This is a genomic window from Actinacidiphila acidipaludis (assembly GCF_019890725.1).
GTDB lineage: Bacteria > Actinomycetota > Actinomycetes > Streptomycetales > Streptomycetaceae > Actinacidiphila > Actinacidiphila acidipaludis.
In genome coordinates, this window is sequence record NZ_JAINZZ010000005.1 from 203,022 (window position 1) to 229,336 (window position 26,315).

A 26,315-nucleotide genomic window follows, 5' to 3' on the forward strand; every position below is an offset into this window, starting at 1 on the left:
TGGGCTCTTTGACCGGTGAATTCGCAACCTCTAACAATTCACGAGTCCCCAACGGAGAAGGAAAATCCTGATGCAGCTCCCCGCGATCCCGAAGAAGCTCCCCACGCTCGCCACGTTCAACCGCATGACCAAGAAGCAGAAGATCACCTCGGCCGGCGCAGCCGCCAGTGTGGCGGTCGTCCTGACGGTCACGGGGCTGACGGCGACCGCCGGAGCCGGCACGGCGACCGCGGCGGACGCACCCACCGTGCACAAGGTCGCGCAGAGCGCCCCGCACGCCCCGGCCGCGAAGCCGGCCGCCAAGGCCCAGGCCCCCGCCAAGAAGGCCGCCGCCAAGGCCCCCGCGAAGAAGGCCGCCGCCGCGCCCGCACAAAGCAAGGGCAAGGCCGCCTCGCACGCCGCCACGCACGCCCCGGCCCACCACGCCGCCGCCAAGCCCGCGGCTGTGAAGCACGCCGCGAAGCCGGCCGTGAAGCACGCGGCCGCACCGAAGGCCGCTCCCAAGGCTGCGCCCAGGGCAGCCGTGAAGCACTACACGAACAACCTGGACGGCTGGATTCGCCAGTCGCTGGACATCCTGCACGCCAAGCACATCCCGGCGAGCTACGAGGGCATTCACCGCAATGTGATCCGTGAGTCCAGCGGTAACCCGCAGGCGATCAACCTCTGGGACATCAACGCGCGCAACGGCATTCCCTCGAAGGGTCTGCTGCAGGTGATCGACCCGACCTTCAAGCGGTTCCACGTCGCCGGCACTTCGTGGAACATCTACAACCCGGTCGCCAACATCACCGCCGCGTGCAACTACGCCGCGGACCGGTACGGCTCCATGGACAACGTCAACTCCGCCTACTGATCGCAATCGGCCGGAATGACACACCAAGTGGTGGGCCCGCCCCTCGACACGAGGAGGCGGGCCCACCACTTTTCGGCACCAGGCAGTCCCTGCGCACCCTGGAACATCACTCCAGCCCCGAGCGCCCGGCCCTGGAGTGGACCCTCTCGCGCCTCGCCGTCGAACCCATCACCGAGGCAACCGGCCGCCACGCCGCCGCCCTCCTGGCCGACGCCGGACTGCACGGGCACAAGCACGCCATCGACGCCATGCTCGCCGCCACCGCACTCGCCGCACCCAGCCCCGTCACCATCCTGACCTCGGACCCGGAACACCTGAGCGCCCTGTGCCCCTTGCACCGCGCCCGGGTGGAGAGACTCGGGAGCTACGCGGTGGTGTCGGCGGCCGCGCCGACGAGAGTGGGCAGGACGTTCCGGGGGTCGTCGACCCGCAGGCCCCTGCCGACCGCCTCCTGCGGGGTGAGCAGGCCGGACAGCACCGCGCCGACGAGCATCGCGGTGCCGGTGAGCGTGACGTCCGCGGCCGGGGCGGCGCCGCGGCCGATCGCGAACGCCCCCGGCCGCAGGGTCATGTGCAGCGTCTCGTCCTCGGACTCGATGCCCACGACGACCTCGGCACCGGGGCCGAGGCGGCCGGGCAGCAGCAGGGCTCCGGCGAGCGCCGTCCAGTGCGGCTGCACCGCGTCCGCCGGGTCGGGTCCTGGCGCCATGAGGTCCAGGCCCCAACGGGCCAACGCCCCGATCACGTCCTGCAGTTCGCGCCCGCGGTCGGTGAGCCGGAAGAGCGTGGTGCCCACAGGCGGCGGTGCCTCGTATCGCTCGACCAGCCCGCTCGCCTCCATCGACCGGAGCCGGTCGGCCAGCAGGTTGGTCGCGATCCCGGGCAGCCCGCCCTTGAGGTCGGTGTACCGGCTGGGACCCAGTGCCAGCAGTTCGCGGACGATGAGCAGCACCCATCGGTCACCCACGACGTCCAGCGCACGGGCCACCGAGCAGTACTGGTGGTAGCTCTTCACCTCTCCACGGTACGGGCCGGGGCTTGCATGACTCAAGTCTTCGATTGACTTCCGCTACTGGTCGCTTTATTTTTTCAACCATAGCCCTCCAGGGGACCGACCGCTCCCGCGCGACCGGCGGCCGGCCCTGAGCGAGGCCCGTCCGACCGGGAGAGGTGACACCGATGACCTACGGCGAGTCCGACATCATCGACACCATCGAGCGACTGGCTCGCACGGACGTGGCGGCCCTCACCCAGGAGCAACTCGACGGCGTCGACCAGTTCCACGTCGGCGGCCCCGAGGCGGTCGCCCGGCTGCTGCCCGGGCTGCGCCTCGGCCCCGGGGCGAGGGTGCTCGACGTCGGTTCGGGCCTCGGCGGCCCCGCCCGCCAGGTCGCCCGCGCCACCGGCTGCGAGGTCGTCGGCGTCGACATCACGGCCGCCTACGTCGAGGCCGCCCGCCGGCTCACCGCGGGCGCGGGCCTGACGGAACAGGTCCGCTTCCTCCACACCCCGGTCGCCGGCCTCCCGCTGCGCGGCTTCGACGCCGCGTACACCATGCACGTCCAGATGAACGTCCAGGACAAGCACACCTTCTACGCGGACATCGCCCGGCGGCTGCGCCCCGGGGCCCGGCTGGCGGTCTACGAGGTCTGCCGCAACGGCGACGTGCACCCGCCGCTTCCGCTGCCGTGGTCGCTGGACGGCGGCGACAGCTTCCTGGCCACCGGCGACGAGCTGTGCCGGACGATCCAGGACGCGGGTCTCGCGGTCGTCGAGTGGGTGGACGACAGCGCGTGGGCCGCGCAGTGGTTCGCCGACCTGGGCCGCCGCCTCTCCGCCACGCCGGCTCCCCTCGCCCTCCCCGCCCTCCTCGCCGACGGCCCGGCCCGCATGCTCAACTTCGCGATCGCCGTCACCGACGGGACCCTCACGGTCCAGCGCGGCACGTTCACCGCGGCGTGAACCGCCTGGCCGCACACCGGGTCCCGGGGTTCGCCACTTCCACCTCCTGCTCTGCGACCGCGTAGCGGTCGGGGCCGTGACGGGCGGCCGGCACGGCCAGGGCCCACCGGTCCGAGTGTGTCGGCCCATTCCTCGCGAGGACCACCTGCGTCGGTCCACCCGGTGGAGTGGGTCGCGGAGGGCCGGGACCGGTCGTCGATGAGCGGTCCCGGCCCTGCGGCATCAACTACCGTCTGCTGCCGGTTTGATGGCCCGGCCTCATTTCAGGTGCCGTGTGAAGAACCGGGCGGCGGCCTCGCCCGCGAACGGGGGGACGCCGGTGTGGCCGCCCATGTTGGCTTCCAGGGTCTTCTCCTTGGAGCCGAAGGCGTCGAACAGGTCCAGGGCGGCCTGCCGGTCGTTGCCTTCGTCGTCCCACTGCAGCAGGACGTGCAGCGGAATGGTGATCTGCCGGGCCTCCTGGAACGTGGTTCGCGGCACGTAGCTGCCGGCGAACAGACCTGCGGCCGCGATCCGAGGGTCGACCGCCGCCAGCCGGATGCCGATGGAGATCACGCCTCCCGAGTACCCGACCGGTCCCCCGACCTCGGGCAGCGCGAGAAGCGTGTCCAGGGCGGCCTGCCATTCAGGGACCGCCGTGTCGACCAGCGGGAGGATGAGGGCGTCGACGAGCTCGTCGCCGACCGGTTCACCGGCCTGCAGGGTTCGGCGCAGCTCGGCGCGGGTCTGCTCCATGGCGGGCCAGCGGGGGCGCTCCCCGCAGCCGGGGAGTTCGATGGTGGCCGTGGCGAAGCCCTGCGCCGCGGAGTGCCGGGCCCGGTCCACCAGTCGCGAATACATCCTCGCCAGCCCGAGGGTGGGATGGCCGAGCAGGATCAGCGGGACCGGTGCGGATGCGGATGCGGATTCGGGCGTCCAGAGGAAGCCGGGGATGTCGCCAAGGGTGAAGGCGCGCTCGCGGACGCCGTCGTCGAGACGCTGTTCAGAGGTGACCTGCATGGTCGTGCCTTTCGGGAGTGCACTGGGACGGCGCTCCCGGACGACCTGCCTATCGCCCGACCGTGACCCCGGAGGAGAGCACCCACGTCGATACGTTCACGGGTACCACCTCCTCGATCTTTCGCACGGCCGCCGCGAATTTATCAGGGGGCGATCCCGGTCCGCCAAGCGGTTTTCGCCCCGCCGAATCTGCGGCCACCTCCGTGAGGGGCTGATGGCCCGCGATCGGGGCCGCCTGACCCTGCCGGTCAGCGCTCCGGAGGCGGAAGATCAATACCAGGACCGCCCGGCGGTCGTGGAGGTGGCGCGATGAACGGTTCGGTTTCCATCGGGCGAATCGGCGGAGTGCCGCTGCGTCTGCGCTGGAGCGCCCCTCTCCTGGTGATCGTTCTCAGCATCGGGCTGGGCAGCGGGACGCTGCCCGCCTGGGCGCCGGGACACTCCGGTACCGCATACCGGATCTGGGCGATCGCAGGCGCCCTGCTGCTGACCGCGAGCCTGCTCGCACATGAGGCGGCGCACGCCCTCGCCGCGCACCACGCCAAGATCGACGTCAAGGACGTGACCATCTTCGCTCTCGGCGGAGTGACGCGGATGGCACTCCCGGCATCCGCCCGCTCCCAGGGCCGCATCGCCGCAGCCGGTCCCGCAACCAGCCTGCTCCTGGGCGGAATCTGCCTGGGCGGCGCTGCTTTGACCCGTGACGCTCTGCACTGGCCTCTGCCCGGCGCGGTCCTGGCATGGGGCGGTTTCGCCAACATCCTGCTCGCGGCATTCAACCTGCTGCCGGCCGCCCCGTTGGACGGCGGCCGCGTGCTGCAAGCCGTGATCTGGCGGATACGGGGCGACCGCGAGGGCGCAGCCCGCGTCTCCGGGCGGTGCGGTCAGGTCGCCGGCGCGTTGATGATCGCCGTCGGCTGGCTGGAGTTCCTCGCCAGGGCCGGCTCCGGCCTGTGGTTGGCCCTGATCGGAGCGTTCGTGACCGTGGCGGCCACAGCCGAGGTCCGGCGCGCCGAACTGTTCCAACGACTACGCGGTATGTCTGTCGCCGACGTCATGCGGCCCGCGGTGACCGGACAGGACTGGCAGAGTGTGGAGCGCTTCCTTGCCGAGACAGCGCCTCGGGCGGGCGACCAGCCGGTCGTCCCGCTGACCGACCTCGACGGCCGCCTCACCGGTTGCGTGACCATGCCAGGGCTGCGCGCCATGCCGGCCTCTCGCAGAGCGGTCACGAGGGTCCGGGACGTCGCGGCGCCCCTCGACAGGTGCGTGATCGCCCGGCCCGACGAGCCGGTGACCGAGGTCCTGAACCGGGCCGGACTGTCGTCCGGCGGCCCCGTCCTGGTCCTGGACCATGAACATGTGGTGGGCATCATCACCGCAGCGGACCTTGTCCTGCGTTCTGGTTCTGATCGGCGGACATCGCCTCCGCCAGCCCGTCACGCCGACCACCGAAGGTGAGTCGGCCGAAGCCCAGGGGCATGGCGGCCGAAAACCGCGGACCCCGGCGCGTCCGACCTGCCGCAACGACACGCACGGCGAGTTCGACGACCGCAGACACCGGCTGTCCGCCGCCGCTTCAGCCCGACTCGCCTGCTGCGGCGGTGAAGGTCTGAGCGGTCCCACGGCGGGCCAAACGCTCAGCGCTGCCCCGGGGTTGCCTGATTGTCGGCGTCCGGCCGCACCCCACGCTGACGGGCGGTGCGAGGCGCCCGGCGACGGCTGACCGATCGCGGGATCATCACGGTCGACACCAAGGCCGACGGACTGCCTTGCCGTCCGCGCGCCTGCCGGGCGGCCAGAGGCGCCGGACGGCTACGTCAGATCGTTCTCGAACACGGCGACCTCGTCCGTGCTGCTCGTGCGTCCGTGCCAGGGGTAGGCACCGGAACCCGGATGGACCGTGTCGATGAGATCCAGGTACTGCGGGTTGCGGGCGATGAACTCGCCCACGACCGGGCAGATGACGGTGATCTTCTTTCCGGTGGGGCGGATCTCGTCCAACGCGCGGGCGATGAGTTCCGGGGCGACCCGGTGGTGCCGGTAGGCGGGGTCGACCCAGGTCGTCAGCAGCACGACGCGGCCGCCGACGAACCGGTACGAGAGTTCCGCGATCGCCTCGGCCCCGATGGCCGCGAACCATCGGCTGCGCTCCGCGTCGTTGACGACATCGAGCTCCCAGCTCGACTCCACCTCGCTGGGACCTGTCCGGTCCAGTGCGGCGATGAGCGCCGCGTTGTTCTCTTCCCGGGTGGCCGCCTCGGCCTCGACGTTCGTCGTCACGGTCGTACCTTCTGTCGGGGTGAGTGAGGGTGTTCAGGACCCGTGTACGCCTGTGCCGGCTCCCGGGTGGTCATGGTCGACGAGGTCGGCGTACGCCGGGTGGTGCTCGATGAAGGTGCGCACGATCGGGCACGTGATGGTGACCGTCTTCCCTTGTGCGCGCACGTCGTCCAGGACGCGCCGGATCAGTTCGGTGGCGATGCCCTGGTGGCGGAACTCGGGGAGCACCGCGGTCGCCAGCAGCACGATCCGGTTCGCGCCGGCGGCCTGGTAGGTCAGGCCGGCCACCTCGGTGCCGCCGGTCCTGGCCTCGTAGACGCCCGTCTTCTGGTCGTTGACGAGATCGAAGTCGAAGGCGGGCGCACCGGGCCGGTTCCTCGCGGGGAAGTCGGCGGTGGGGTGGTTCGGCTCGGTCGGGCCGGTCATGCGGGTGTCCCTCTGCTGGTGGTGTTTCGGGTGTGTGCGGTGGCCTCAGGGACGGACGACGGTCTTGCCCTTGATCCGCTCGGTGGAGTTGAAAGCCGACACGGCGTCGTCGAGGTTTACGACCCGGCCGATGTTCGTGCGCAGGCGTCCCTCCCGGACGCGCCGGACGATCTCACCCAGCTGTGCCCGGTCGGCTTCGACGACGAAGTCGACCGCCAGGCCGTCCTTGGGCTGCGTCTCGGGCGGGCCGGCGATGGTGACCAGCATCCCTCCCGGCCGCACCAGGGCCGCGGACCGCTTCCCGATGTCGCCTCCGATGACGTCGAAGACCAGGTCGATGCCGCCGACGTCTTCGAGGGTGTCGTTGTCCAGGTCCACGAACTCCTGCGCGCCGAAGCCGACTGCGGCCTCCCGGTCGGCGGCGCGTCCGGTTCCGATCACGTACGCGCCGGCCTGGCCGGCGAGCTGCGTCACCATCGAGCCGACGCCACCGGCCGCGCCGTGGACGAGCACGCTCTGACCTTGCTGGAAGCGGCCGTGCACGAACAGTCCCTGCCAGGCCGTCAGACCGGAGATCGGCAGGCTCGCGCCCACCGTGAAGTCGACGTCGCCCGGCAGCGGCGCGAGGTTGCGCGCCTCGATGGCCACGTACTGCGCCAGGGTGCCGTCGCGCGTCCAGTCGGCCAGGCCGAACACCCGCTGTCCTACCGACAGCCCCCTCGTGCCGTAACCGAGCGCGCTGACCACTCCCGCGACCTCGTGGCCCGGGATCGACGGCGTCCGGTCGCGGCCGAGACGGTCGACCCAGGTGGAGGGCCACTCCAGCTCGCCCGGGGTGAATCCCGATGCGTGAACCTCGACGAGGACGTCGTTGCCCGCGGCCTTCGGCTCCGAACGCTCGGTCAGCGTCATTCCGGCCGGTCCCGCCTCCTGATCCGTCACCACAATCGCCTTCATCAGGCGCCTCCCTGTATCCCGCCCACTGCCTGCACGACACGGGCCGTCCGACTGAGGCCGGCCGATCCAGTGGTCCGCTGCGATCTCGGCTCGGCCCTCGATCACTGCCTCCAGTCTAACCTCAAAGTGGACGCAATCGTCCAATAAGATGGAACAGGACCCTCGCCGCGAGGGCGACCGGATGATCGCACCTACCGGCACCCCAGACCGTCACAGACCTCTTCCACATGGGTCAGCATGCGGATTACGGCCCGGCCACGCGACGCGACCACAGGATCGCGCGAGCTCGTTTGCAGGACCGGATGGCACGCTCTAGCCTGAACGTCACTGGACTAAATCGTCCCGTTACCTCATGATCGACCGGTCAGGCGACTCACGATGCGGGCCGTCAGCCGCGCCCCGAAGACGGAACTCGCGGGGCCGGCAGTGGCGAAGCCGACGGTGACCACCCACGACAGAGGCCGACAGGCTCGCGGGATGTGGACCGGCGCGCCGACAAGGAGCGGAAAGTGAACAACACCGAGCGGCCCGCCGAGTACCGGACGATCCCCGAGCAGCTCGACAACGACGGCGTCCACTCCGGCCGGTTCAGCGGTGTGGAGCGCGTCGGCGAGTTCGTTGCCCCGGATTTCATCGTGCGGCTTGCGGGGATCAGCCGCAACCGCGCGGAGTTCCTCGGGCACATCGCCATTCCGCGGCCCTCCGAGGACCTCCTTGTGCACGCGCTCGCGAGGCGACCGGGCCCGTCGGCGGCCTGGCCCCGGCACTGACCGCGGACGGCCAGAGCTATAGCCGGCCCTGGTCCAGAACGAGAGAAGGACTCCGCTCGATGCACAATGTGGCCCCAGCCCTGAAGCAGGTTCGTCGGGGCAGAATGCTCCGGCTGGCCTTCGTGTCCGCGGTGTTCTCCCTGGCGGCCGCGTTCGCCGCGGTGGGCTCGACCATCCCCCTGTTCAACGTCTACCGGGCCGAGGACGGGTTCACCAACGCGGGCATCTCGATGACCGTCGTCGCCTACTCCGCCGCCACCATCGGCACGCTGGTGGTGCTGGGACGGCTGTCCAGCCATGTGGGCCGGCGGCCCACGGCGCTCGCCAGCCTCGGCCTGCTCGTGCTGGGCTGCCTGGTGCTGTTGCACGTGCACCACATCGGCGTCCTGATCGCCGGCCGGCTCCTGATGGGCCTGGGCGCCGGCCTGGCCAGCAGCAGCCTCACCGCCTACATCGTCGACGCCGCACCCACCAGGCCCGCCTGGCTGGCCTCCGTCGCGTCCAGCCAGACCGTCATGCTGGGCCTGGCCATGGGCGCCGTCGCCTCCGGCGCCCTGGTCCAGTTCGCACCCTGGCCGCGCGACCTCATCTACCTCGTGGCCGTCGGCCCGCTCCTGCTGTCCGCCGGCCTCATCACCATCAGCCCGGAAACGGTGACCCCGACACCCGGCGCCTGGCGATCGCTGAGACCCACGATCCACGTACCGGTCCGGGTCAGGCATCTGCTCGGCGTCACGGCCGCGGTGCTCCTGCCCACCTGGGCCACCGGGGCGTTCTACCAGGCCTTCGTGCCCGCACTGGTCGAGGATCAGTCCGCACCCACAGCTCACTCGTCCTGGGGCTGGTGTTCGCCGCCTACATGGCCCCCAGCGCGCTGGGCGCTCCCCTCGGCGGCCGGTTCACGCCGGCACGAGCTCAACGCATCGGCATGGCGGCCTTCCTCGCCGGATGGATCGGCATCATCACGGCGATCGCCACCGGCGCGCTGCCGGTGTTCATCGCCGCGACTCTCGTCGCGGGAGCCGGGCAGGGCATCGCCATCAGTGCCGCCACCCGCGGCATGCTGTACGGCAGCGGCCGGGCCGACCGGGCACCGATCTTCGCCGTGGTGTACCTCCTCAGCTACAGCGGCGCGACCATTCCCAGCCTCATCTCCGGCCGGCTCTCCACCACCTTCTCGGTACCGAAGATCGCCGCCGGGTACGGCGCACTGGCCCTCGTCGCCACCCTCTTCACCGTCATCGCGGCACGCGACCCGGGCACCGACACGACCACCCCGACGAGTGACACGGAAGGGCCCACCGCTCGGAAAACGACCATCGGCGCCACAGAGGAGTGAACGGTGGGGCGACCGGCCGCCGTACCGATGGCGCATCCGGGCCTGCACCGCCACATCAGCGCCGAACCGATGAAAGGACGATCATGAAGGCATGCGGAGTTCACGGAGTGGGCGCGGACGTCACCCTGCTGCACCTGCCGGAGCCGCCGGCTCCTGAGGCCGGCCAGCTTCTGCTCGAGGTGGACGCCGCCGGCGTCGGCCCGTGGGACCGGCTGCTGAACGGCACCGGCTGGGACGTAGGACTGCGGACGCCGGCCGCGCTCGGCGTGGAGGGAGCAGGCCGGGTGGCGGCGGTCGGTCCGGGCGTCGAGGGCTTTTCCGTCGGTGACCGGGTGCTCGCGCACGAGGCCCCGCTGCCGGGCGGCAGCGGCTTCTGGGCCGAGCGGGTGCTGATCACGGCGGCCAGTGCCGCACCCTGCCCGCCGGAGCTGGATGCCGCGCGGGCGGCGGCATTGCCGGTTGCCGGGCTCACGGCCTACCAGGCGCTGGAAGAGCTGGCGCTGACCGGCGGACAGCGCCTCCTGATCACCAACGGAGGAGGAGCCACCGGCGCGCTGGCGTTGCAGATCGCTGCCGCGCGCGGCATCGAGGTGACGGTCACGGCGTCCGCGGCAGCCGCCGAGCGGTTGTCGGCGCTGGGCGCGGCCGAGGTCGTCGACTACCGCAGTCCGGGGTGGGCGGACCGGGTTCCCGGTGGGTTCCACGGCGCGCTCGTCGCCGCTGCCGGCACGGCACACGAGGCCATGTCCCTGCTGCGCGACGACGGGCGATTGATCTCGCTCACCTCGGACGCACCCGCGGGCGACCGCGGCATCACCAGCAAGGACCTCTACGTCAGCCCGGATGCCGCGCAGCTGGCCCACCTGGCCCAGATGGTCGCCGCGGGGAAGCTGCGGCAGAACGTGAAGGTGCTTCCGTCGAGCGAGGGGCCGGCGGCCTTCGCCTCGGTTGCCGCCGGGCAGGCCGGCGGAAGCAAGGTCGTACTGACCTGGACGCGGCCCGAATGAGGCACCACCCGCGCCTGACCGGCGTGTCACCAAGTCCACCCCATCAGTGCACAACGCACCCGGATCGACAGAGGAGTTGATCACCATGAACGGACAGGAACTGCAGAAGATCGCCGGCGACCGCGCCGCGGAACTGCCGGGCGCCGAAGTGGAGCATCGTGTCGGCCCCGACTGGGAGGTCTACAAGGTGCGCGGCAAGGTGTTCATGCTCATGACCAGCATGCCGGGACATCCCGTCGTGATCCTCAAAGCCGATCCGGACGACGCCGCGGCGCTACGTGAGCAGCACGCACACATCACCGCCGGGTACCACATGGACAAGAGGCACTGGATCACAGTGGCAGGCGGCGGCACCGCCGACGAGACGCTGGTGAAGGAGCTCGTGATCGACTCCTACCGTCTCGTGGTCGGCGGTCTGCCCAAGTCCCAGCAGCCCGTAAATCCGCACACCTACGACCGCCGCGCCTGACCTTCAGCTCGAGGAGAGGCTCTCGATATGCGCCAGGGCCATGTCGATGGACGTTGCCATCGGTGCGACATCGCGCGCCGTCTGGGCCAGCATGTACCCGCCCTGGAGGGCGCCCATGAGCCCGGTCGCGAGCTGGTCGACCGACGCCTCCGGCGGAAGCGCGCCGCTGTCCTGAAGCCTGCGCAACACGCCCACCAGGAGGCCCTGCCACTCGGCGAAGAGTTCGGACAGGGCTCGGCGGGCGATCTCGTCGTGATCGGAGACCTCGGAGGCCAGCGAGCCGAGCGCACAGCCGTAGGCACCGTGCCGCAGGGCGTTGTTCTGCACCAACGCGTCCCGCCAGCGTCGCAGCCCGGCCATCGTCGAGACATGGCCGAGAGCATCCCGCTCACGCTGGATGACGTGCGCTCCGAAATGCTCGACGACGGCCCGTACGAGCGCGTCCTTGCCCGCGAAGTGGTGGTACAACTGCGACTTGCTCACACCGCTCGCCGCGATGACGTCGTCGAGCGTGGTGGACCCGACTCCCTTGACGTACATCAGCTCGGCCGCCGCGGTGACGATCCTTGCCCGCGTCTTCGCGCCGCGCGTCGTCAGGCGCCTGCCGTTGGGCGATTCAGTGGTCGTCATCACGAGTCCAAGCGTTTCTTGTCGGGGTGCTTGTTCCTGTCTCTGCGAGGTGAAGCGCTGTGAGGATCAGCACTGCAGCCTTCCGCGGCTCGGCCTCCCGAGCCTGCGCGGAAGCATACGGCGCTCGGGTGGTCGTGGGCTCATCCGCCATGCGGCGGCACCGATCGAGAGCCGCGCCCCGTTGACGACTCCAGCCAGTTGCCACCTTCCTCGCATGTTATCACATGACTTGGACTACATAGTCCATTTCGTGAGCTTCACACCCAGGCTGCCGGTGATCCCCTCTCCGTTGAGCAACCGGCCCGCCCACTGAACCCTTCCCGCCGGCGGCGTCTGCGCATGCGCGCCCCCGCGCCCGCCGCGCCCGCGTCGACGACAGCGAGCGGGACCGGGCCCACCGGCAGACGCCTACCTCTGCAGGAAGGACTGCAGCAGTTCCGTCACTTCCTGCGGCTTCTCCTCCGTCACGAAGTGCCCCGAATCCTTCAGGATCCGTCCTTGGACGTTCTCCGCGTAGTCCCGCCACTGGCTTTCGACCATTTCACCGAAGGCACCATCGGCGCCGATCGCGAGGATGGGCATCCTCAGTTTTCCCCGCGCCCGGAATTCCTTGTTCTGTTGAATGTTCGCGCGAAGCCCGCGATATACGTTCATCCAAGCAGTCGTGCGGCCGGGCTCCTTCAGGTAGTGCGCGTAGAATTCATAGTCCGACGCCGTGAACGGCGACTTGTTCCCTGCCAGGTACGAGGCCATCATTTCCTGGATGAAGACACGCTCGTGACCGGCGATGAGATGTTCGGCCAGGGGCAACTGGAACATGCCGAAGTGCCACGCCGCCGGCCTGCCCGGGTCAGCGTTGAGAACGGGGAAGCAGTAGATGGACTCATTGGGGAGAGGGGCTTCCATCACGGCCATGCGCCGCACCTCTGACGGCCACTGCGCCGCGTAGTCATAGGCGACCCACATGCCGACGTCGTGGGCGACTATCTGGACGCCCTCGTTGAGCCCCAGCTGCTTCAGCAGCTCATGCACGTCCTCCGCCAACTGTGCCGCCTGGTAACCGCCCTCGGTGACCTGGGAGTTGCCGGTGCCACGCAGGTCGACGGCGATCACCGTGTGATCCCTGGAGAGCGGTCCCATCTGCCTCCGCCACTCGGCCCAGCAGTGGGGGAACCCGTGGATCAGCACCACAGGTGATCCTGAGCCACCCCGCAGGTAGTGCATGCGGAAGCCATTCACCTCCGCATACTCGGAGTGAAATCCATCGGGCGGCTGCGCCTGCGGGTAATGCGACGGCGCAGGGGCCGCATCGGCGTCGGGATCGCTCCCTTCAGACCCTGATCGGGAGGCCGGAGCAGCCGAAACCGCAAGCCGGGTGGCCAAAGCCGCGATGAGAAGGAAGAGCTTGTTTCCCTTGCCTGTTCGGATGCTCATTATTCCCCTACCTGGAGTCGGTGTCTCGGTATGTGTCACCGGACCGTCGCGTACGGTGAAGCGACCCACTCGGTATTGATGGCAAGACTAGCCGCCCCTTTGGCGAGGTGTCCTGTTCAGCCTCTCAACAAATAGCGCGGCGAGCGCTGCCGACCTGCGACGACGAGACGTGCCCCGGGTGCGGTCCTGGGGTTTGCAGGGGTGGGTGGAGGGCGCGACAGTGGCAGTGTCGAAGGTGGGTGCGACCCTCTGCCCCACCGGGACGATGCCGTCTCGACCGGCCGACCGTCGAATGCGCCCGGAGGTGATCCAGCGCCCCTCGCGTGCGTTCACGCCCGCCAAGAACTGGGGGCAGAGTTAGGCTGGACGAAATCGTCCAATTATCGTCGAGTCACGCCGCACAGACGAAGGCTCGGTGCAGGAGGTACCTGATGAAGGCGATCGTGGTGACGGACCGGGACGCCGGAACGGCAGGGATGACGCTCACGGAGCTCCCGGGTCCGGACACGGCGTGGCTCGCCAGTCTCGACGGCGCGAACTACGGCGATGTCGTCGTGGATGTTCACGCGTCGGGTTTCACCGGGAACGAGCTGGAGTGGCCCTCGACCTGGGTGGACCGCCTCGGCCGTGACCGGACGCCGTCGATCCCCGGTCATGAGCTGGCGGGAGTGGTCAGCGCTCTCAGCTACGGAACTGCGGGGCTGTCGGTGGGACAGCGGGTGTTCGGCCTCACCGACTGGACTCGTGACGGCACTCTGGCCGAACACGTCGTCGTCGAGGCGCGGAACCTCGCACCGCTGCCGGGCGGCGTCGACTTCACGGTCGGCGCGGGCATCGCGATGACCGGCCTGACCGCGTGGCAGGGCCTGTTCGAGCACGGCCGTCTCGTGCCGGGCCAGAGCGTCCTGGTGCACGGCGCGGCCGGCGCGGTCGGTTCAGCGGTGGTCCAGCTCGCGCGTGAGCACGGTGCGTACGTCATCGGTACCGGACGCGCCGCCCACCGTTCGGCGGCGCTCGCATTCGGGGCGCAGGAGTTCGTGGACCTCGGTGACGACGCGCTGGAGGATGTCGGCGCGGTGGATCTGGTGTTCGACGTCTTCGGCGGTGACATCGGAAAGCGGTCCGCGGGTCTGGTCCGAGCCGGCGGAACCCTGGTCAGCGTCGCCGGCCCGCCCGAGGCGCGGCCGGCCGAGGGCCTGGCGGTCGACTTCGTCGTCGTGTCCGACCGCGCACAACTGGGTGAGATCGCCCGGCGGGTGGCGGACGGACGGCTGCGGACGCACATCGGCCAGGTCGCGACCCTCGACGACGCCGTCGCCGCCTTCAATCCGGCCGAACGGATCGACGGGAAGACCGTCATCCGCGTTCGCGGGTGAAGAGACCCCGGGGTGACGCCCCAGCGTGAGGCGCGGCTCGATCCAGATCTGGCCGGACCCGAAGCTCGTCCGATGTGGCCGGGCCCCAAGCCCGTTCATGTGATGGTGGCTGGATGAACGACGCAGTGAGGTTCGCGCCCGACCTGTACCAGGGGACCGCCGGTTACTACGACCGGTTCCGGCTCCCCTATCCCGACGCGATGATCGACGATCTGCTCCGCCGCGCAGCACCGTCCGGGGAAGGACGCCTGCTCGACCTCGCTTGCGGCACCGGCCAGCTCGCCTTCCCGCTCGGCGGCCGGTTCGCGGACGTCTGGGCCGTGGACGCCGAAGCCGACATGACCCGGGTGGTCCGCGCCAAGGCGATCGCCACCGATGCCGGCCACGTCCGAACGGTGACCGTCACCGCCGAGGATCTGCAGGCCGAACCGGCCGGCTTCGAGCTGATCGTCATCGGCAACGCCTTCCACCGGCTCCGCCGCACCGTGGTCGCCGAGCGCACCCGCGCCTGGCTCAAGCCCGGCGGCTGCCTGGCCCTGTGCTGGTCGACCTCCCCGTGGGCAGGCCCCAGGGACTGGCAGCACGCACTCGCCGGCCTGCTCCGCACCTGGCAGGACGCCCTCGGCGTGGGCAGTCGCGTCCCGCCCGGCTGGGAGCAGCCACGCCGGCAGGACCCTGACCACGAGGTCCTGTCCCGCGCCGGGTTCGCGCCCGTCGAACGCCACGAGTTCGCTGCCGAGCACCGCTGGACGATTCCTGAACTCGCCGGCCACATCCGGTCGACGTCATTCCTGTCGCCCTCGGCGCTCGGGGACCGCTCCGCCGAGTTCGACACCGCGCTCTCCGCCGAGCTCGCCCCCTACGCAGGCGACGGCTCGCTTACCGACCCGGTCAGCTTCGCCTACGAACTGGCCCGCAGGCCCGGGCGGGCGTGACGCTGGGCGCCGTGCGGAGCCACGCCGAGGCCCCGCTTGAGCGGAACGCTAGGCCAGGCGCGGGGCGCGGGGGGCGCGGTGGTTGCGTCGCGGTGCCAGGCGGGACGTGAGCTCGATGATGCGGATCACCCGGTAACGGTGCGGTCGCCACGGCAGGTAGAACGACTCGATCTCCTCGTCGGCCAGCGGGCGGCCGAGCAGGGCCATGCCGGTCATACGGCCGAGGTGGAAGTCGCCGAGCGGAAGCGCGTCGGCATCGCCCAGGGCGCGGTGCCCGACCTGTGCGGCGGTCCACACACCGACGCCCGGCAGCGCGGACATCAGGTCATACGCACGGGCGGGGTCGACCGCGGCGCGATCGAGCTTGGCGGCATGCCGGGCCGCGGTGATGAGGGTCTTCGAACGGTGCAGGTCGACGCCGGCTCGTCGCCAGTCCCAGCTCGGGATCTTCGCCCACGCCGCGGGTGAGGGTGCGACCCGCATGGTCTCGGGCGCCGGACCTGGTGGCTGGGTGCCGTGAGCGCCTACCAGGCGGGTCCAGGCCGCCTGGGCATCCAGCCCGACCACGCGTTGTTCGAGAATCGCGGGGGCCAGGGCCTCGAAGAGTCGCCCGGTGCGCGGGACACGCAGGCCGGGCAGTCGGCGCCAGGCCCGTTCCAGAACAGGATGTCCCGGCCGGAAGTCCTCGGGACGGTCGTGCTCGCCGAGTTCGGTGCGGATGTTCGCGATGAGCTCGTCGGAGCCCGGCCCCCAGGCGTCGATGTCCAGATCGTCGAGGCCCTGTTGCCTAATCCGATAGGTGACCGGCCCAGTCGAGGTCAGGGCCGTCCGCCACAGGGTCCCGTCGGGTTCCTGGCGGTGGGTGGGATCACGGCGGCCGCGCTGAAGACTCTTGAGCGTCAGCGTCGCGTCCACGGGGAATCCGGGCTGCCAGTGCAGCGAGCGGTCCGGCGGCATGTCCATGTGTCCCCTCCCTCGGGGGTTCAGGAGAAGGTCCGGCAAGCGGCCGGCGCAGGGAGCTCGCCGACCGCCAAAAAACTGGACTACTTCGTCCATGCTAAACCTTCGCGAACATGACTGGTCCAGCCTACGCCCCGAAGGTGCGGATCTACCCGTTCAAGCAGGTCAACGCGCCACCTCAATAGGCTTTGACCTGCAGGTTTGCCAACCGCAACGAACCACCGACGCCCTGCGGGGTCCAGCCCGGTGGAGGCGGGGTACCCAGCGGACTCTTGGGGTGGCAAGTTTTGGACTGTATAGTCTCATTGCAGCATCCGGTTGCGGAGCGATCCGAGGCTCGGCGCCGACGGAGTCCCCGTCCGGATGCGAGCCACCAGGCCCGGAAAAATCCAGGCCGACGTGCGAACCACGCCCAGCGCGACAAGGCCTGTGGAGGGCCTCCCGAGCGCCAAGGGCCCGGCCTGGGCCCGACAACCGGCCACTCCCCCACCGGAGGTTGATCCGCCGTGTCACGACTGAAAACTCCAGCCCTGGAGGATCTCCCCGACGGAGCGACCCAGGTCCTGGACAAGCTGGGCGCGCAGCTCGGGTTCGTCCCGAACATGTTCAAGACCATCGCGTCGAACCCGGCCGTTCTCGAGGCCGTCGTGAATCTGCAGGGCACCATGAGTCGCGTGCTGGACGCCAAGACGCGGCACACCATCGCGCTGGCAGTCTCGGAGGCCAACGGCTGCGCCTACTGCCTGGCGATTCACACGTACGTCTCGTCCGGACTCGGCGGGATGTCGAGCCGGGACATCGAGCTGGCCCGCGCCGGGAGTTCCGTCGACCGCAAGCGCGCCGCGGCGGCCCGTTTCGCGCAGCAGCTGGTCGTCAGCCGCGGGCGCGTCGGGGACGAGGACCTCTCGGCTGTCCGCGACGCCGGCTACACCGACCCGGAGATCCTGGCGATCGTCACGGTCGCGGTGCAGGCCCTGCTGACGAACTTCCTCAACAACGTCAATCAGACGGACCTCGACATCCCCGCCGTCGGTGCGGCCAGTGAGTCCGCTTGAGCGCGGGAACCCCGTCGAGGGTACGGGCGTAGCCGGCCGGCTCCGCTGTTGCCGCACAACGATCACTCAGGAAAGGTGCGACATGCCAGGCTCAGAGATCTACGAGAAGTTCATGACGCTGCACACCCGCGCGGGTGGCGTAGTCATGCCGAACGCCTGGGACGGCCTGTCGGCGCTGGTCCTGGCCGACGCCGGCTTTGAGGCGATCGGAACGTCGTCTGCCGCACTGGCCGCCACGCTCGGCCGCTTCGACGGACGTCACCGCATCACCCGCGAGGAACATCTCGAACACGCGCGTCTGCTCGGCCGAGTCACCGGACTTCCCGTCAACGGGGACTTCGAGGACGGGTACGGCCTCACCTCCGAGGACGTCGCCACGACCGTGGAAGCCGCCGTAGCATCCGGCCTGGCCGGGATCGGCATCGAAGACACCTCGGGCGATCCCGATCAGCCGATCCGTGACTTCGACGAAGCCGTCAGCCGCGTACGCAGTGCCGTCGACGCGGCCAAGGGTCGCATCGTCATCACCGGCCGCACCGACAACTTCCTCCAAGGCCGGCCCGACCTCGGGGACACCATCCGCCGCCTGTCGGCCTTCGCGGAGGCGGGCGCCGACGTGCTGTACGCGCCCCTCCTGCCGGACCTCGACGCACTCGTGGCGGTCGTCACCGCGGTCGCGCCGACACCGGTCAACGTCCTCATCTCACCGTCGGACAACGTCTTGACCGTCCCCGAGCTGCAGAAGGCCGGGGTCAAACGCATCAGTCTGGGGCCGGCGCTCTACACCCATGCCGCGGAAGCGCTCGAGACGGCCGCCCGGGCCCTCGTCGCGGGCGATCTCGCCTCCGCGACGACAGGTATGAGCTTCGGCCGCGTCAACGAACTGCTCAGCCGCACGGCGAACTAGCCGGACCGGCGATTCACCACTCTCCCCACGGAATCAACGAACAGGACAGGTCGACATGGATCTCGACAAGCTCATGAGCAAGCACCTCTCCCGGTACTTCGACGGCGGAAGGACCATCCCGGACGAGCAGCTCCAGCAGCTGCTGACGTTCCTCCGTTCGACGCCGTCGTCGACGAACATCCAGCCCAACCACTTCTACGTCCTCGCCACGCCCGAGGGTAAGGAGCGGCTGGCTGCCAACCTCGGCGAACGGTTCCAGGACAACAGCGAGAAGATCCTCAACGCCTCACACACCGTCATCCTCACCACGAGGGCGGACCTTCCCGACAGCCACCTCGACGCGGTGTTCGCCAAGGAACGAGCCGACGGCCGGTTCCCGGACCCGGCCAAGCACGAGCTGTGGGAATCGATGACCCGCGACTTCCTCAACCTGCGCAACTACCAGTACAAGGACGTCCATCACTGGATGGAGAAGCAGACCTACCTGGCCCTGGGCCTGACCATGATGGCCGCCGCCGAGCTCGGCATCGAAGCCATGCCGCTCGAAGGGTTCGACCCGACCAGCGTCGACAAGGCCTTCAAGATCCGCGAGACCGGCCACACCACGACCGTGCTCCTTGCCCTCGGCTACCCCGACCCCGCGAAGGTGTACACCAGCCCGGTCTCACGGTTCGATTCCGACCAGCTCTTCACCTACATGTAGGACAGGACCGAAGGTCAGCTGTCGGATCCGGCAGCCCCGCGGCCGGGTGTCCCGTCGAGCCTCGCGCCGAGGAAGCCCACGGGGCTGGCGCGTCCACGATGCCGACGAGGATGGTGTCCTCACGACAGGGGGCGCGGTAACCCCTTCGCGTGACGTGCTCCGGCCGCGTACGTTCCCGCGTATGACCAGGACGACGCCGGCCAGACCGGTTGCGGTGGAGGCCGTGTTCCCGGAGCTGGCGGCGTACCGGGGGCGAACGACCCGCCTGCATCCGCGGCCGGGGCGGCCGGGGCGATAACGACAGCCATGTCGGCGGGCCGTTCCTGTGGCCGGGCGACGAGCCGTGGCCTGCCTGCCGTGACCCGCACGAGGCCGAGACCGAGGGGTACGCACCAGAAAATGGGTGCTCTCCTGATGCGTCTCAGCGGCGACGGATTCGGGCGGCGCGGCGCCGCTGCGAGCCGACCTCGCCCGGCACGCCCACAACACTGTTCCTGCTTCTCGCCCACATCTTCGGCAGCAAAGAGGCGCGGCCGTGAACAGGACGTCCGTATCGGTCAACACGGCCTTGTCCCCGTGCGGCCGCCGCTCCGGGAACGACGGCGTCGGTGCGCTACGAAGGCCGCGCCACCAGCGGGTGGTCGGCCTCGGCCCGGTCCGGTTCCAGCAGCCGCCGCCGGGCCAGCACCACGCATCCCCCGGCCAGGTAGCCGAGCGCCTGGAAGACCAGCATCGGGATGATGCCGACCACGGTGCCGAGGACACCCGCGGCGGTGATGCCGACGAGGACCGCGCCGCCCTCCACCGCGCCGAGCGCGCCCAGGACCCGCCCGCGCGAGCCGTCGCGCGTCAGGCGCTGCAGCACCGTCATGGAGCCGGCGACGGTGAACGCGCCGGGGACGCCCACGAGGATCATGCACACGAAGGCCGGGACCAGACTGTCCGACGCCAGTGGCGAGCAGAACAGCGTCAGGTCGACCAGGCCGAACAGCACCGAGCCCACACCCCACATGGTGGCCGCGGGCAGCCACGAGCCGGCCGCCGCAGCGACCAGGCCGCCCGCGACGCCGCCGACTGCCTGCGACGACACGATCAGCCCGTACGCCTGTGCGCTGCCGCCGAGTTCGGTCCTCACGAACGGGGCGAACAGCGTGCTCATCACGCCCTCACCGATCTGTGTCACCAGCCCGAAGACGAAGAGCACCCGCATCGCCCGGCCTGACGAGCACAGCCGCAGGCCGTCCTTCCACTCCGCCGCCAGCCGCCCGACGGCCCCCCTCAACCCGGCCGTTCGCGCGCCGGTTGCCGCCGCCGGTCCCCCAAGTGCCGCCGGATCAGGCCCCGCCCGGTGCCGAATGCACCAGATGAGGGCCAGCGCCGCCAGGAACGTCGCGGCGTCCGCCGTCGCGAGCAGCGGTATGCCGCCGGCAGCGGCGAGGACGCCGCCCAGGGCGGCCCCTAGCAGTCGTGCGACGTCCCGCGTCTGGCTGTTCAGGGCGTTCGCTGTCAGCAAGTGGCGCGGCTCGGTCAGCGCGGGAACCAGCGACTGCTCGGCCGGAACGAAGAACTGCTGCAGGCAGCTCTGCGCCAGCACCACCCCGTACACGATCCAGATCGTCTGCCGGTCGTGGACCACGAGCAGCGGAAGGAGAGCGACGACGTGCAGGAGGTTGAGGACGATCATGGCCCGCCGCCGGTCCCAGCGGTCGACGAACACGCCTGCGAGTGAACCGAGGACGACCGACGGCACGAACGACGCCAGCAGCAGACTCCCCGACGTGAGTGTCGAACCGGTCACCTCGTACACGCGGAAGGCCAGACCGGTCCGGAGGATCCAGTCGCCGGTGAGCGATATCAGCCCCGCGCTGAGCAGCAACCGGTAGTCGCGCTGCCGCGTCAGCACCGCCCACACTGCCTTCATCCCTCCTCGCCGCCCTCGGGCGGGGAGACGGTGACGATCTGGGTGAACTGCACGTGCCTGCTGCCCGGCGGGCGGGCGGCCTTGTCGTCGATCGGCCGCTCGTCGACGTACCGCTGCAGCAACTCCCGCATCTGTCCCACGACTTCGGCGAATTCCTCGGCGGTGAGATAGATGCCGGTGTTGTCGATCCCGGCGTTGTCCCGCCAGACCGCCTCCTCCCCCGGCCGCTGCCGCTGCCACCGGTCGAGCCTGTCCAGGGCACGCTCGGCCAGGAGTTGCTCCAGGACACCCACCGCGGCCTCGCCCTCCGGCGTCAGCTCCGTCCTCGGCCACGACTGCGACGTCGAGATCACCCGCCACGGGCGCTCGCGGTTGTCCTTGCCCGGCGCCGGCTCGACGAAGTCGTACTTCGCCAGTTGCCGCAGGTGATGCGAGGCCAGCGCCTGGCTGATCCCGAGCCGGCGTGCCGCTTCGGTCGCGGTCAGCGGCCCTTCCTGGCCGAGCAGCGCCTGCAGTTCCAGCCGGATCGGATGCGCCATCGCCCGGATCGCCAGCGGATCGTCGAGGAACCGGACGCGACGCCCGTCATTTTCCAAGGACATGCTTGGAATATGGAGCGACGCCGCCACGATGTCAAGCAGTTGCTTTGAATGTGGACGCTGCGGCGCCTCCAGATCCGCCGGACAGCCCCGAGACGCCTGGGATGAGGCGAGGGCCTCACGGCCGACGTTTTGAGCACGGTCGAATCGTTGTTCAGCCGGTCGGGCCGGCAGCTAGGTTCGGCCCGACCGGCAGGGCGTCGCGGGAAGCGCGTCCGTCGAACAGCAGCCTCGACCAAGGGGGATTCGTCATGCTCGGTATCCGGACGCGGGCGGTTGTGGTGACCGCGGTTGCCGCCGTTGCGGTGGCAGGGGTCACCGTTCCCGTCTCCTCAGCCTCCGCCGCTACTCCTGACCCCTGCAAGCATGTGCTGGGGAACTCCGTGGAGGGTTACGTCCACGGCACGCACGTCGGCACGTTCTACGAGGCGTGGAACTCGTGCACCAGCCAGGTCTACGCCGAGTTCCACTTCGCGAGCACGACCCAGGCCAGGGCGTTCGACGGCAGCAGCGTCATCGGAATCATGCACTCGGGCCATGATTACCCGTGGGCGCTGAACAAGAACGGCGGGTCGGTGTGGTGGGAATCGCAGTTCCCGTCGATCTACAGCGACCCGCGGAGTGACAGGCGCTACGACGCGTACATCACCATCACGAACAACGGCATTACGGTCTGCACGGGCTGGGCCGGCTGGGACTTCTCCGGCCACCAGATCGCCCCCACCTGGATCTCCTGCGGCTAGGGCCACCGCGCGTCCGAACGCGGCCTCTCTACCTGATGCGGTAGGGGGGCCGTTGCCGTGCGCCCCGGGGCGTGGTCACCTGCGGCGGTCTCCGCGGTTGGTGGCTGAGAGCTGAAACGGTCAGTTCCCGTCCCGGGCGGAGGCAGTCGCGCCGCTCGTGGACCAGCAGGTGAACCCCAGCGTGGCAGAAGGCCGGGGCCGGTCGTTGACGACGGTGGCACGCGAGCCGTGCTGCGGGCGGTTCTCGAACACGGAGGCCGCGGGAACACGGCCATAGGGCTCCCAATGCCCCAATTGCCACTGCCTCTTGAGCCACTTCGGTCCCGTCGGCATGCTGGGGTGTCCATGACATGGCCGCACCTTCGGCCCGAACGGTCACCGAAAGGACAACGATGGCTTCGTCCTCCTCTCCCCTGAACCGTCGCACCCTGCTGCGGGGCACCCTCGCCGCGGGCGTCGGCGTCGCGCTCGGGCCGGTCCTGCTGTCCGGCACGGCGTCCGCCTATTCCTGGTCGCGGACCCTCTCGCAGGGGATGACCGGCGCCGACGTCACCGAGCTGCAGATCCGGGTGGCAGGCTGGGCCACGAGCAGCCCGGGACAGACGCGGGTGTCGATCGACGGGGACTTCGGCCCCGGCACGGCGACCGCGGTCCGGCTGTTCCAGTCCGCCTACGGCCTGTCCTCGGACGCCGTCGTCGGCCCGGCGACCCAGGCGCAGCTCAACGCCCTGCAGCAGTCGGACGGTTCGACCGTGCACTTCGACTTCAGCGAGTTCACCGACCGGGTGAGCGGGACGTTCGACGGCGGGAAGGTCAGCGCCGCCACCGCCAAGGAGAACGTCCGCCGGGCGATGTACAAGCTCGAAGCGCTGCGCAAGAAGCTCGGCAACGTGCCGATCACCGTCAACTCCGGGTTCCGCAGCATCTCGCACAACGCGGCGGTCGGCGGCGCCAGCGACAGCATGCACCTGTACGGCACCGCGGCCGACCTCGACGTCCCCGGCGTCTCCAACAAGACCGTCTACCAGAAGGCCGAGACCTGCGGTTTCTCCGGCCTGGAGACCTGGACCGAGGACCACCAGCACGTCGACAGCCGCGCCGATCTCGGCCGTGCGTGGTGGTGGCAGGACGGCACCATCTGAGCATCGTCTGACGGCACGCTCACGTCCGTGGCCCGCGCCCACTGCCGCCGCGGGCGCGGGCCACGGGCGCGGGCTGTCACCCTCGACGGCCCGCGCCGCCCACGAGTGGGGGTCGCCGTCGCGCCGGCCCGCCACTCCAGCGCCTCGGGCTCCTCCTCGGCCTTGTAGGGGCTGTGATCGGCACTGCCTGCACCGCTTACGAGTTCCTGTCCGTAGGTCCGATGTGAACGACCGGACGGTGCTGCCCGGCTCAGCCAGTCCTGCGCCACCGCCTGGGGCACTCCGGCCTGCTCGGCGACGCGATGCGTCGTGGCTCGGTCCAGGCCTTCATCCTCGGTCTGTTCCTACGTGAGCATGGCGATCTCGACAGCGGGGAGCCCGATGTGTCGCCCGACCCGATCGGCATGCACGCCGTCCACCGTGCCGACCAGCGGGGACGGCACGCGGTGGATCACCCCACGTACCGGCGGAAGATCTCACGCGATATGCCCGAGAGTTCAGGGAAGACCGTACTGTCGGTGATCCCGGCGAACCTGAGTTCGGTGAGGATTTCATGCCTGCTGTCAGCGGGGATGCGCAGCTTGGCCGCCTGCATGCCCTTGGTCGCGGTCCCGTGGAGCTCCTCCAGGATGACATCGAGCGGCCGTTGGTCGGCGCCGTGCACCGTGAAGGTGCCTCGCTGCGCGACGATCCGGGCGCTGGTCCGCACCGGGCGGAACGCCGCCGGCCGCGAGGCTCGGACCGTACGGATGCGCGTTTCCGGGTCGGGCAGGACATGGTCCCGCAACCGGGAGTCGCCCTCGGGCGGGATCGAGTGCTCCCCGAGCGTCTCGCGATTGAGGTAGGCCGGCCGCATCGCCCATAGGGCAGCGTCACCGCCGTGGCCGGGGCCCTCCACGGCGAACCACAACGCCACCAGGTAGCTCTCCGTCCAGTCCAGCAGCCGCGTGGGCATCCCGTAGTGCTGCATGACGGCCAGCCGCCCCAGTCCGCTGGCCGGCGCGTGGTCGAGGAAGCGCGGGGAGTGGATGGCGAAGTCCCTGACCAACTCCCTCTCGTGATAGGCGCCTTTGGGCCAGCGATGGAGCCCTGGAGTCAGACCCCAGGTGAAGTCGCTGTGTCCCCGGAACCACAGGGACTTCTCCCCTGTGATGTTCCAAGCGTCGATGAGACCTCGCACCTGCTCGGCGCACTGCGTGAGGGACGTGACGACGCGGTCACCTGTGAAGTCGACGAACTGGCTGCTGGACGTGGTCCTGTCTCCTTTCTCTCCGAGCCCCGGAATGGCTTTGGAGTGGCCGGCGCGAACTCCTCCTTGACAAAGGGGTGTCACCGTCGTTCAGGCGTCCCGCCGGCCGCCAGACGTGCGCACTCGGCCAGCCGCACGATCTCCACCAGGACGAAGAGCGCGACCAGACCGCACCATCGCGCCGGCCGTGTGGGGTGGCGGTCCACCCACAGCCTCCTCCAGCGCGACCGAACGCGGAGCAACTCCGCCCCGAAGCAGGCGGCCACCGTCGGGCCGGGCGCGCGGGCCCACTTCTGGAAAGGGGATCCGCACCCCCTGCGGTTCTTGGTGACCACGCTGCTCAGGGTCCGCCGCGCCGGGTGCCGCACCAGTGCCGACGTCACAGGTATCACGGGGACGCCCGCGGCGCGGGTCCGTTCGCACCACTCCTCGTCCCCGCCGCTGAGCAGGCCCGCGGCGAAGGAGCCCACGTGTGCGAAGACGGCGCTGCACGTCCCCAGGTTGGCGGTGGCCGCGAAACCGCGGGAGAGGTAGTCGCCTTGACGTAAGTGCATGCGCCGGTCGAAGTCCTCGACGACATGCGGGCGATGCGGATCTCGTGAGGTGACGCTGATCGAGCCGCCCGCCACCACGCAGCAGGGCGACCCGACCAGTGCGCGCACCATCTCACTGATCCACTGGGGGTGGGGCAGGCAGTCCGCGTCCGTGAAGAGGACGAGGTCGCTGTGTGCCAAGCCGAGTCCGGCGTTCCGCGCCGCGTAGGAACCGATGGGTTCCGGCGCGTGGACGAGTGTGACGGAAGCGCACCCCGGGCGCGGCAGGAACCCGACCCTGGCCTCGTTGTTGTCCACCAGGACGATGCGGACCAGGTCCGCCGGATAGTCCTGCTGGTCCAGGGCGTGAAGCAGTCGGTCGAGCGGCGCCCTGGACACCTCGAAGAAGGGCACGACAACGGTCACCGTCGGTGCCGCCGCATTGGCGCGCTGTCTGTGAAGGGCACAGCCGGCGTCGAGTGCTGATCGGGGTGACGGGGCGGCGCAAGGTTGCGGACGCCCCGGTTCTGCCTCCGTCGTCGCCACAGCGCCCCCCGTCCCCCGAGCACAAGCCGCCCCGCAGGCCAGGTTATCCGCGGATCGGCAGCCTCGTCCCGGACTCCGAACGGCCGCGTCGTGGGCGACGGTCTGATCCGCGCATCCGCCGGTCGGGCATGCCACCGGGGGACGATCTGCGCCGCGTCCATGAAGGTGAGCGCGGCGGGCACGGCTCCGTCGTCCGGCGCTGCGGACCGTCTCGCGCGGCTCGCGCGGATCGGGGGCACCACCGGCAGGGTCGCCGTCCGTCTCGGCGTGCCCGGCCAGGCAGGCATCCGAGCACGCGTCCGCGCCTCCTCCATCAAGGGTGGGTCCGGCGACTCGCTGAACGCCACGACGTACGGCCCGTGGCTCTACCTCTACTTCACCAAGTAGGCGGCACCGCACGGCAGATCGCGCGCCCCGGGACTGGGCGGTCCCGGGGCGCGGGCTCTTCCGCACCAGACGCGTCAGGCGTCAGCCGTCAGCCGTTGCCCGCAGCCGGGCCTCCGCCGGCCCGATC

At 70.1% G+C, this 26,315-nt stretch carries 27 protein-coding genes and 2 pseudogenes; 17 read left to right on the forward strand and 12 right to left on the reverse strand.

Features of this window, described 5'->3' with window-relative positions; genetic code table 11:
• Positions 1-70 precede the first annotated feature (70 nt).
• Both K7862_RS06840 and K7862_RS37325 read left to right on the forward strand, forming a co-directional pair.
• The gene (locus K7862_RS06840) at positions 71-856 is read left to right on the forward strand and encodes a transglycosylase SLT domain-containing protein (RefSeq protein ID WP_262412762.1); all 786 of its coding nucleotides are present in this window, start codon (positions 71-73) and stop codon (positions 854-856) included.
• 107 nt (positions 857-963) lie between these two features.
• Positions 964-1,185 (forward strand): annotated as a pseudogene (locus K7862_RS37325) (PIN domain-containing protein); the annotation flags it as partial.
• A gap of 35 nt (positions 1,186-1,220) precedes the next feature.
• On the opposite strand, the gene K7862_RS06845 reads toward K7862_RS37325, so the two are convergent.
• The gene (locus K7862_RS06845; protein ID WP_222961501.1) at positions 1,221-1,871 is read right to left on the reverse strand and encodes a winged helix-turn-helix transcriptional regulator; all 651 of its coding nucleotides are present in this window, start codon (positions 1,869-1,871) and stop codon (positions 1,221-1,223) included.
• Positions 1,872-2,035: 164 nt separating this feature from the next.
• On the opposite strand from K7862_RS06845, the gene K7862_RS06850 reads away from it, so the two are divergent.
• Positions 2,036-2,818, forward strand: coding sequence for an SAM-dependent methyltransferase (locus tag K7862_RS06850; RefSeq protein WP_222961502.1), 783 nt, complete (start codon positions 2,036-2,038; stop codon positions 2,816-2,818).
• Positions 2,819-3,076: 258 nt separating this feature from the next.
• Here K7862_RS06850 and K7862_RS06855 read toward each other — a convergent pair whose 3' ends face one another.
• Positions 3,077-3,817, reverse strand: coding sequence for a dienelactone hydrolase family protein (locus K7862_RS06855; protein ID WP_222961503.1), 741 nt, complete (start codon positions 3,815-3,817; stop codon positions 3,077-3,079).
• 309 nt (positions 3,818-4,126) lie between these two features.
• Between K7862_RS06855 and K7862_RS06860 the strand changes: the two genes are divergently transcribed.
• A complete protein-coding gene (locus K7862_RS06860; RefSeq protein ID WP_222961504.1) occupies positions 4,127-5,278 on the forward strand; it encodes a site-2 protease family protein in 1,152 nt (383 codons plus the stop codon).
• Between the two features lie 354 nt (positions 5,279-5,632).
• On the opposite strand, the gene K7862_RS06865 is transcribed toward K7862_RS06860, so the two are convergent.
• Genes K7862_RS06865 through K7862_RS06875 form a run of 3 tightly spaced genes read right to left on the reverse strand, consistent with a single transcriptional unit; the run spans position 5,633 to position 7,483 of the window.
• Positions 5,633-6,100, reverse strand: a complete 468-nt coding sequence (locus K7862_RS06865) for a GNAT family N-acetyltransferase (RefSeq protein ID WP_222961505.1) — start codon at positions 6,098-6,100, stop codon at positions 5,633-5,635.
• A gap of 33 nt (positions 6,101-6,133) precedes the next feature.
• Complete coding sequence (locus K7862_RS06870; RefSeq protein WP_222961506.1) at positions 6,134-6,526, reverse strand: GNAT family N-acetyltransferase; 393 nt, start codon at positions 6,524-6,526, stop codon at positions 6,134-6,136.
• 45 nt (positions 6,527-6,571) lie between these two features.
• Positions 6,572-7,483, reverse strand: a complete 912-nt coding sequence (locus K7862_RS06875) for an NADP-dependent oxidoreductase (RefSeq protein ID WP_222961507.1) — start codon at positions 7,481-7,483, stop codon at positions 6,572-6,574.
• Between the two features lie 509 nt (positions 7,484-7,992).
• Between K7862_RS06875 and K7862_RS06880 the strand changes: the two genes are divergently transcribed.
• From K7862_RS06880 to K7862_RS06895, 5 genes and pseudogenes are all read left to right on the forward strand, one after another.
• Positions 7,993-8,253, forward strand: a complete 261-nt coding sequence (locus K7862_RS06880; protein WP_222961508.1) for a hypothetical protein — start codon at positions 7,993-7,995, stop codon at positions 8,251-8,253.
• A gap of 104 nt (positions 8,254-8,357) precedes the next feature.
• Positions 8,358-8,993: pseudogene (locus K7862_RS38170) on the forward strand (MFS transporter); the annotation flags it as partial.
• Between the two features lie 104 nt (positions 8,994-9,097).
• Complete coding sequence (locus K7862_RS38175) at positions 9,098-9,592, forward strand: hypothetical protein (RefSeq protein ID WP_308011888.1); 495 nt, start codon at positions 9,098-9,100, stop codon at positions 9,590-9,592.
• A gap of 83 nt (positions 9,593-9,675) precedes the next feature.
• A complete protein-coding gene (locus K7862_RS06890; protein WP_222961509.1) occupies positions 9,676-10,599 on the forward strand; it encodes an NADP-dependent oxidoreductase in 924 nt (307 codons plus the stop codon).
• An 85-nt stretch (positions 10,600-10,684) separates the two neighbouring features.
• A complete protein-coding gene (locus tag K7862_RS06895) occupies positions 10,685-11,068 on the forward strand; it encodes an MmcQ/YjbR family DNA-binding protein (protein ID WP_222961510.1) in 384 nt (127 codons plus the stop codon).
• Between the two features lie 3 nt (positions 11,069-11,071).
• Here the strand turns inward: K7862_RS06895 and K7862_RS06900 are convergent, their stop codons facing one another.
• Positions 11,072-11,698, reverse strand: a complete 627-nt coding sequence (locus tag K7862_RS06900; protein WP_222961511.1) for a TetR/AcrR family transcriptional regulator — start codon at positions 11,696-11,698, stop codon at positions 11,072-11,074.
• 408 nt (positions 11,699-12,106) lie between these two features.
• The gene (locus K7862_RS06905; protein WP_222961512.1) at positions 12,107-13,132 is read right to left on the reverse strand and encodes an alpha/beta fold hydrolase; all 1,026 of its coding nucleotides are present in this window, start codon (positions 13,130-13,132) and stop codon (positions 12,107-12,109) included.
• A 431-nt stretch (positions 13,133-13,563) separates the two neighbouring features.
• Between K7862_RS06905 and K7862_RS06910 the strand changes: the two genes are divergently transcribed.
• Both K7862_RS06910 and K7862_RS06915 read left to right on the forward strand, forming a co-directional pair.
• Positions 13,564-14,508 (forward strand): NADP-dependent oxidoreductase, encoded by a 945-nt coding sequence (locus K7862_RS06910; protein ID WP_222961513.1) that lies wholly within the window; start codon positions 13,564-13,566, stop codon positions 14,506-14,508.
• A 113-nt stretch (positions 14,509-14,621) separates the two neighbouring features.
• Entirely contained in the window at positions 14,622-15,443 is an 822-nt protein-coding gene (locus tag K7862_RS06915) for a class I SAM-dependent methyltransferase (RefSeq protein ID WP_222961514.1), read from the forward strand.
• A 48-nt stretch (positions 15,444-15,491) separates the two neighbouring features.
• Here K7862_RS06915 and K7862_RS06920 read toward each other — a convergent pair whose 3' ends face one another.
• Entirely contained in the window at positions 15,492-16,406 is a 915-nt protein-coding gene (locus K7862_RS06920; RefSeq protein WP_222961515.1) for a DNA-3-methyladenine glycosylase family protein, read from the reverse strand.
• A gap of 503 nt (positions 16,407-16,909) precedes the next feature.
• Here K7862_RS06920 and K7862_RS06925 point away from each other — a divergent pair.
• From K7862_RS06925 to K7862_RS06935, 3 genes are all read left to right on the forward strand, one after another.
• On the forward strand, positions 16,910-17,458 hold the full coding sequence (locus K7862_RS06925) for a carboxymuconolactone decarboxylase family protein (RefSeq protein ID WP_222961516.1): 549 nt from the start codon (positions 16,910-16,912) through the stop codon (positions 17,456-17,458).
• 112 nt (positions 17,459-17,570) lie between these two features.
• Positions 17,571-18,365 carry an isocitrate lyase/PEP mutase family protein gene (locus K7862_RS06930; protein ID WP_262412763.1) on the forward strand — a complete coding sequence of 265 codons (795 nt, stop codon included), beginning with the start codon at positions 17,571-17,573 and terminating at the stop codon, positions 18,363-18,365.
• A gap of 55 nt (positions 18,366-18,420) precedes the next feature.
• Positions 18,421-19,068: a nitroreductase family protein gene (locus tag K7862_RS06935; protein WP_222961518.1), complete on the forward strand. Its 648-nt coding sequence runs from the start codon at positions 18,421-18,423 to the stop codon at positions 19,066-19,068.
• 613 nt (positions 19,069-19,681) lie between these two features.
• Here the strand turns inward: K7862_RS06935 and K7862_RS06940 are convergent.
• Positions 19,682-20,989 carry an MFS transporter gene (locus tag K7862_RS06940; RefSeq protein ID WP_222961519.1) on the reverse strand — a complete coding sequence of 436 codons (1,308 nt, stop codon included), beginning with the start codon at positions 20,987-20,989 and terminating at the stop codon, positions 19,682-19,684.
• A complete protein-coding gene (locus tag K7862_RS06945) occupies positions 20,986-21,591 on the reverse strand; it encodes an ArsR/SmtB family transcription factor (protein WP_222961520.1) in 606 nt (201 codons plus the stop codon). The genes K7862_RS06940 and K7862_RS06945 overlap by 4 nt, the downstream gene beginning before the upstream one ends.
• Before the next feature lie 380 nt (positions 21,592-21,971).
• Between K7862_RS06945 and K7862_RS06950 the strand changes: the two genes are divergently transcribed.
• Both K7862_RS06950 and K7862_RS06955 read left to right on the forward strand, forming a co-directional pair.
• A complete protein-coding gene (locus K7862_RS06950) occupies positions 21,972-22,331 on the forward strand; it encodes a hypothetical protein (RefSeq protein WP_222961521.1) in 360 nt (119 codons plus the stop codon).
• Positions 22,332-22,723: 392 nt separating this feature from the next.
• Positions 22,724-23,473: a D-Ala-D-Ala carboxypeptidase family metallohydrolase gene (locus K7862_RS06955; protein WP_222961522.1), complete on the forward strand. Its 750-nt coding sequence runs from the start codon at positions 22,724-22,726 to the stop codon at positions 23,471-23,473.
• 451 nt (positions 23,474-23,924) lie between these two features.
• On the opposite strand, the gene K7862_RS06960 is transcribed toward K7862_RS06955, so the two are convergent.
• Positions 23,925-24,806, reverse strand: coding sequence for an FRG domain-containing protein (locus tag K7862_RS06960; protein ID WP_308011884.1), 882 nt, complete (start codon positions 24,804-24,806; stop codon positions 23,925-23,927).
• Positions 24,803-25,936 carry a glycosyltransferase family 2 protein gene (locus tag K7862_RS06965; RefSeq protein WP_308011885.1) on the reverse strand — a complete coding sequence of 378 codons (1,134 nt, stop codon included), beginning with the start codon at positions 25,934-25,936 and terminating at the stop codon, positions 24,803-24,805. The genes K7862_RS06960 and K7862_RS06965 overlap by 4 nt, the downstream gene beginning before the upstream one ends.
• A 24-nt stretch (positions 25,937-25,960) precedes the next feature.
• Between K7862_RS06965 and K7862_RS06970 the strand changes: the two genes are divergently transcribed.
• Positions 25,961-26,188 carry a hypothetical protein gene (locus K7862_RS06970; RefSeq protein ID WP_222961525.1) on the forward strand — a complete coding sequence of 76 codons (228 nt, stop codon included), beginning with the start codon at positions 25,961-25,963 and terminating at the stop codon, positions 26,186-26,188.
• Positions 26,189-26,315 lie beyond the last annotated feature (127 nt).

What these genes read in the sequence shown, in the direction of transcription:
- K7862_RS06840 (WP_262412762.1), top strand. Translation starts at nt 71, where the DNA reads ATGCAGCTCCCCGCGATCCCGAAGAAGCTCCCCACGCTCGCCACGTTC.
- K7862_RS06850 (WP_222961502.1), top strand. Translation starts at nt 2,036, where the DNA reads ATGACCTACGGCGAGTCCGACATCATCGACACCATCGAGCGACTGGCT.
- K7862_RS06855 (WP_222961503.1), bottom strand. Translation starts at nt 3,817, where the DNA reads ATGCAGGTCACCTCTGAACAGCGTCTCGACGACGGCGTCCGCGAGCGC.
- K7862_RS06860 (WP_222961504.1), top strand. Translation starts at nt 4,127, where the DNA reads ATGAACGGTTCGGTTTCCATCGGGCGAATCGGCGGAGTGCCGCTGCGT.
- K7862_RS06870 (WP_222961506.1), bottom strand. Translation starts at nt 6,526, where the DNA reads ATGACCGGCCCGACCGAGCCGAACCACCCCACCGCCGACTTCCCCGCG.
- K7862_RS06875 (WP_222961507.1), bottom strand. Translation starts at nt 7,483, where the DNA reads ATGAAGGCGATTGTGGTGACGGATCAGGAGGCGGGACCGGCCGGAATG.
- K7862_RS06890 (WP_222961509.1), top strand. Translation starts at nt 9,676, where the DNA reads ATGAAGGCATGCGGAGTTCACGGAGTGGGCGCGGACGTCACCCTGCTG.
- K7862_RS06895 (WP_222961510.1), top strand. Translation starts at nt 10,685, where the DNA reads ATGAACGGACAGGAACTGCAGAAGATCGCCGGCGACCGCGCCGCGGAA.
- K7862_RS06900 (WP_222961511.1), bottom strand. Translation starts at nt 11,698, where the DNA reads ATGACGACCACTGAATCGCCCAACGGCAGGCGCCTGACGACGCGCGGC.
- K7862_RS06905 (WP_222961512.1), bottom strand. Translation starts at nt 13,132, where the DNA reads ATGAGCATCCGAACAGGCAAGGGAAACAAGCTCTTCCTTCTCATCGCG.
- K7862_RS06910 (WP_222961513.1), top strand. Translation starts at nt 13,564, where the DNA reads ATGAAGGCGATCGTGGTGACGGACCGGGACGCCGGAACGGCAGGGATG.
- K7862_RS06915 (WP_222961514.1), top strand. Translation starts at nt 14,622, where the DNA reads ATGAACGACGCAGTGAGGTTCGCGCCCGACCTGTACCAGGGGACCGCC.
- K7862_RS06920 (WP_222961515.1), bottom strand. Translation starts at nt 16,406, where the DNA reads ATGGACATGCCGCCGGACCGCTCGCTGCACTGGCAGCCCGGATTCCCC.
- K7862_RS06930 (WP_262412763.1), top strand. Translation starts at nt 17,571, where the DNA reads ATGACGCTGCACACCCGCGCGGGTGGCGTAGTCATGCCGAACGCCTGG.
- K7862_RS06935 (WP_222961518.1), top strand. Translation starts at nt 18,421, where the DNA reads ATGGATCTCGACAAGCTCATGAGCAAGCACCTCTCCCGGTACTTCGAC.
- K7862_RS06940 (WP_222961519.1), bottom strand. Translation starts at nt 20,989, where the DNA reads ATGAAGGCAGTGTGGGCGGTGCTGACGCGGCAGCGCGACTACCGGTTG.
- K7862_RS06945 (WP_222961520.1), bottom strand. Translation starts at nt 21,591, where the DNA reads ATGTCCTTGGAAAATGACGGGCGTCGCGTCCGGTTCCTCGACGATCCG.
- K7862_RS06955 (WP_222961522.1), top strand. Translation starts at nt 22,724, where the DNA reads ATGGCTTCGTCCTCCTCTCCCCTGAACCGTCGCACCCTGCTGCGGGGC.
- K7862_RS06970 (WP_222961525.1), top strand. Translation starts at nt 25,961, where the DNA reads ATGAAGGTGAGCGCGGCGGGCACGGCTCCGTCGTCCGGCGCTGCGGAC.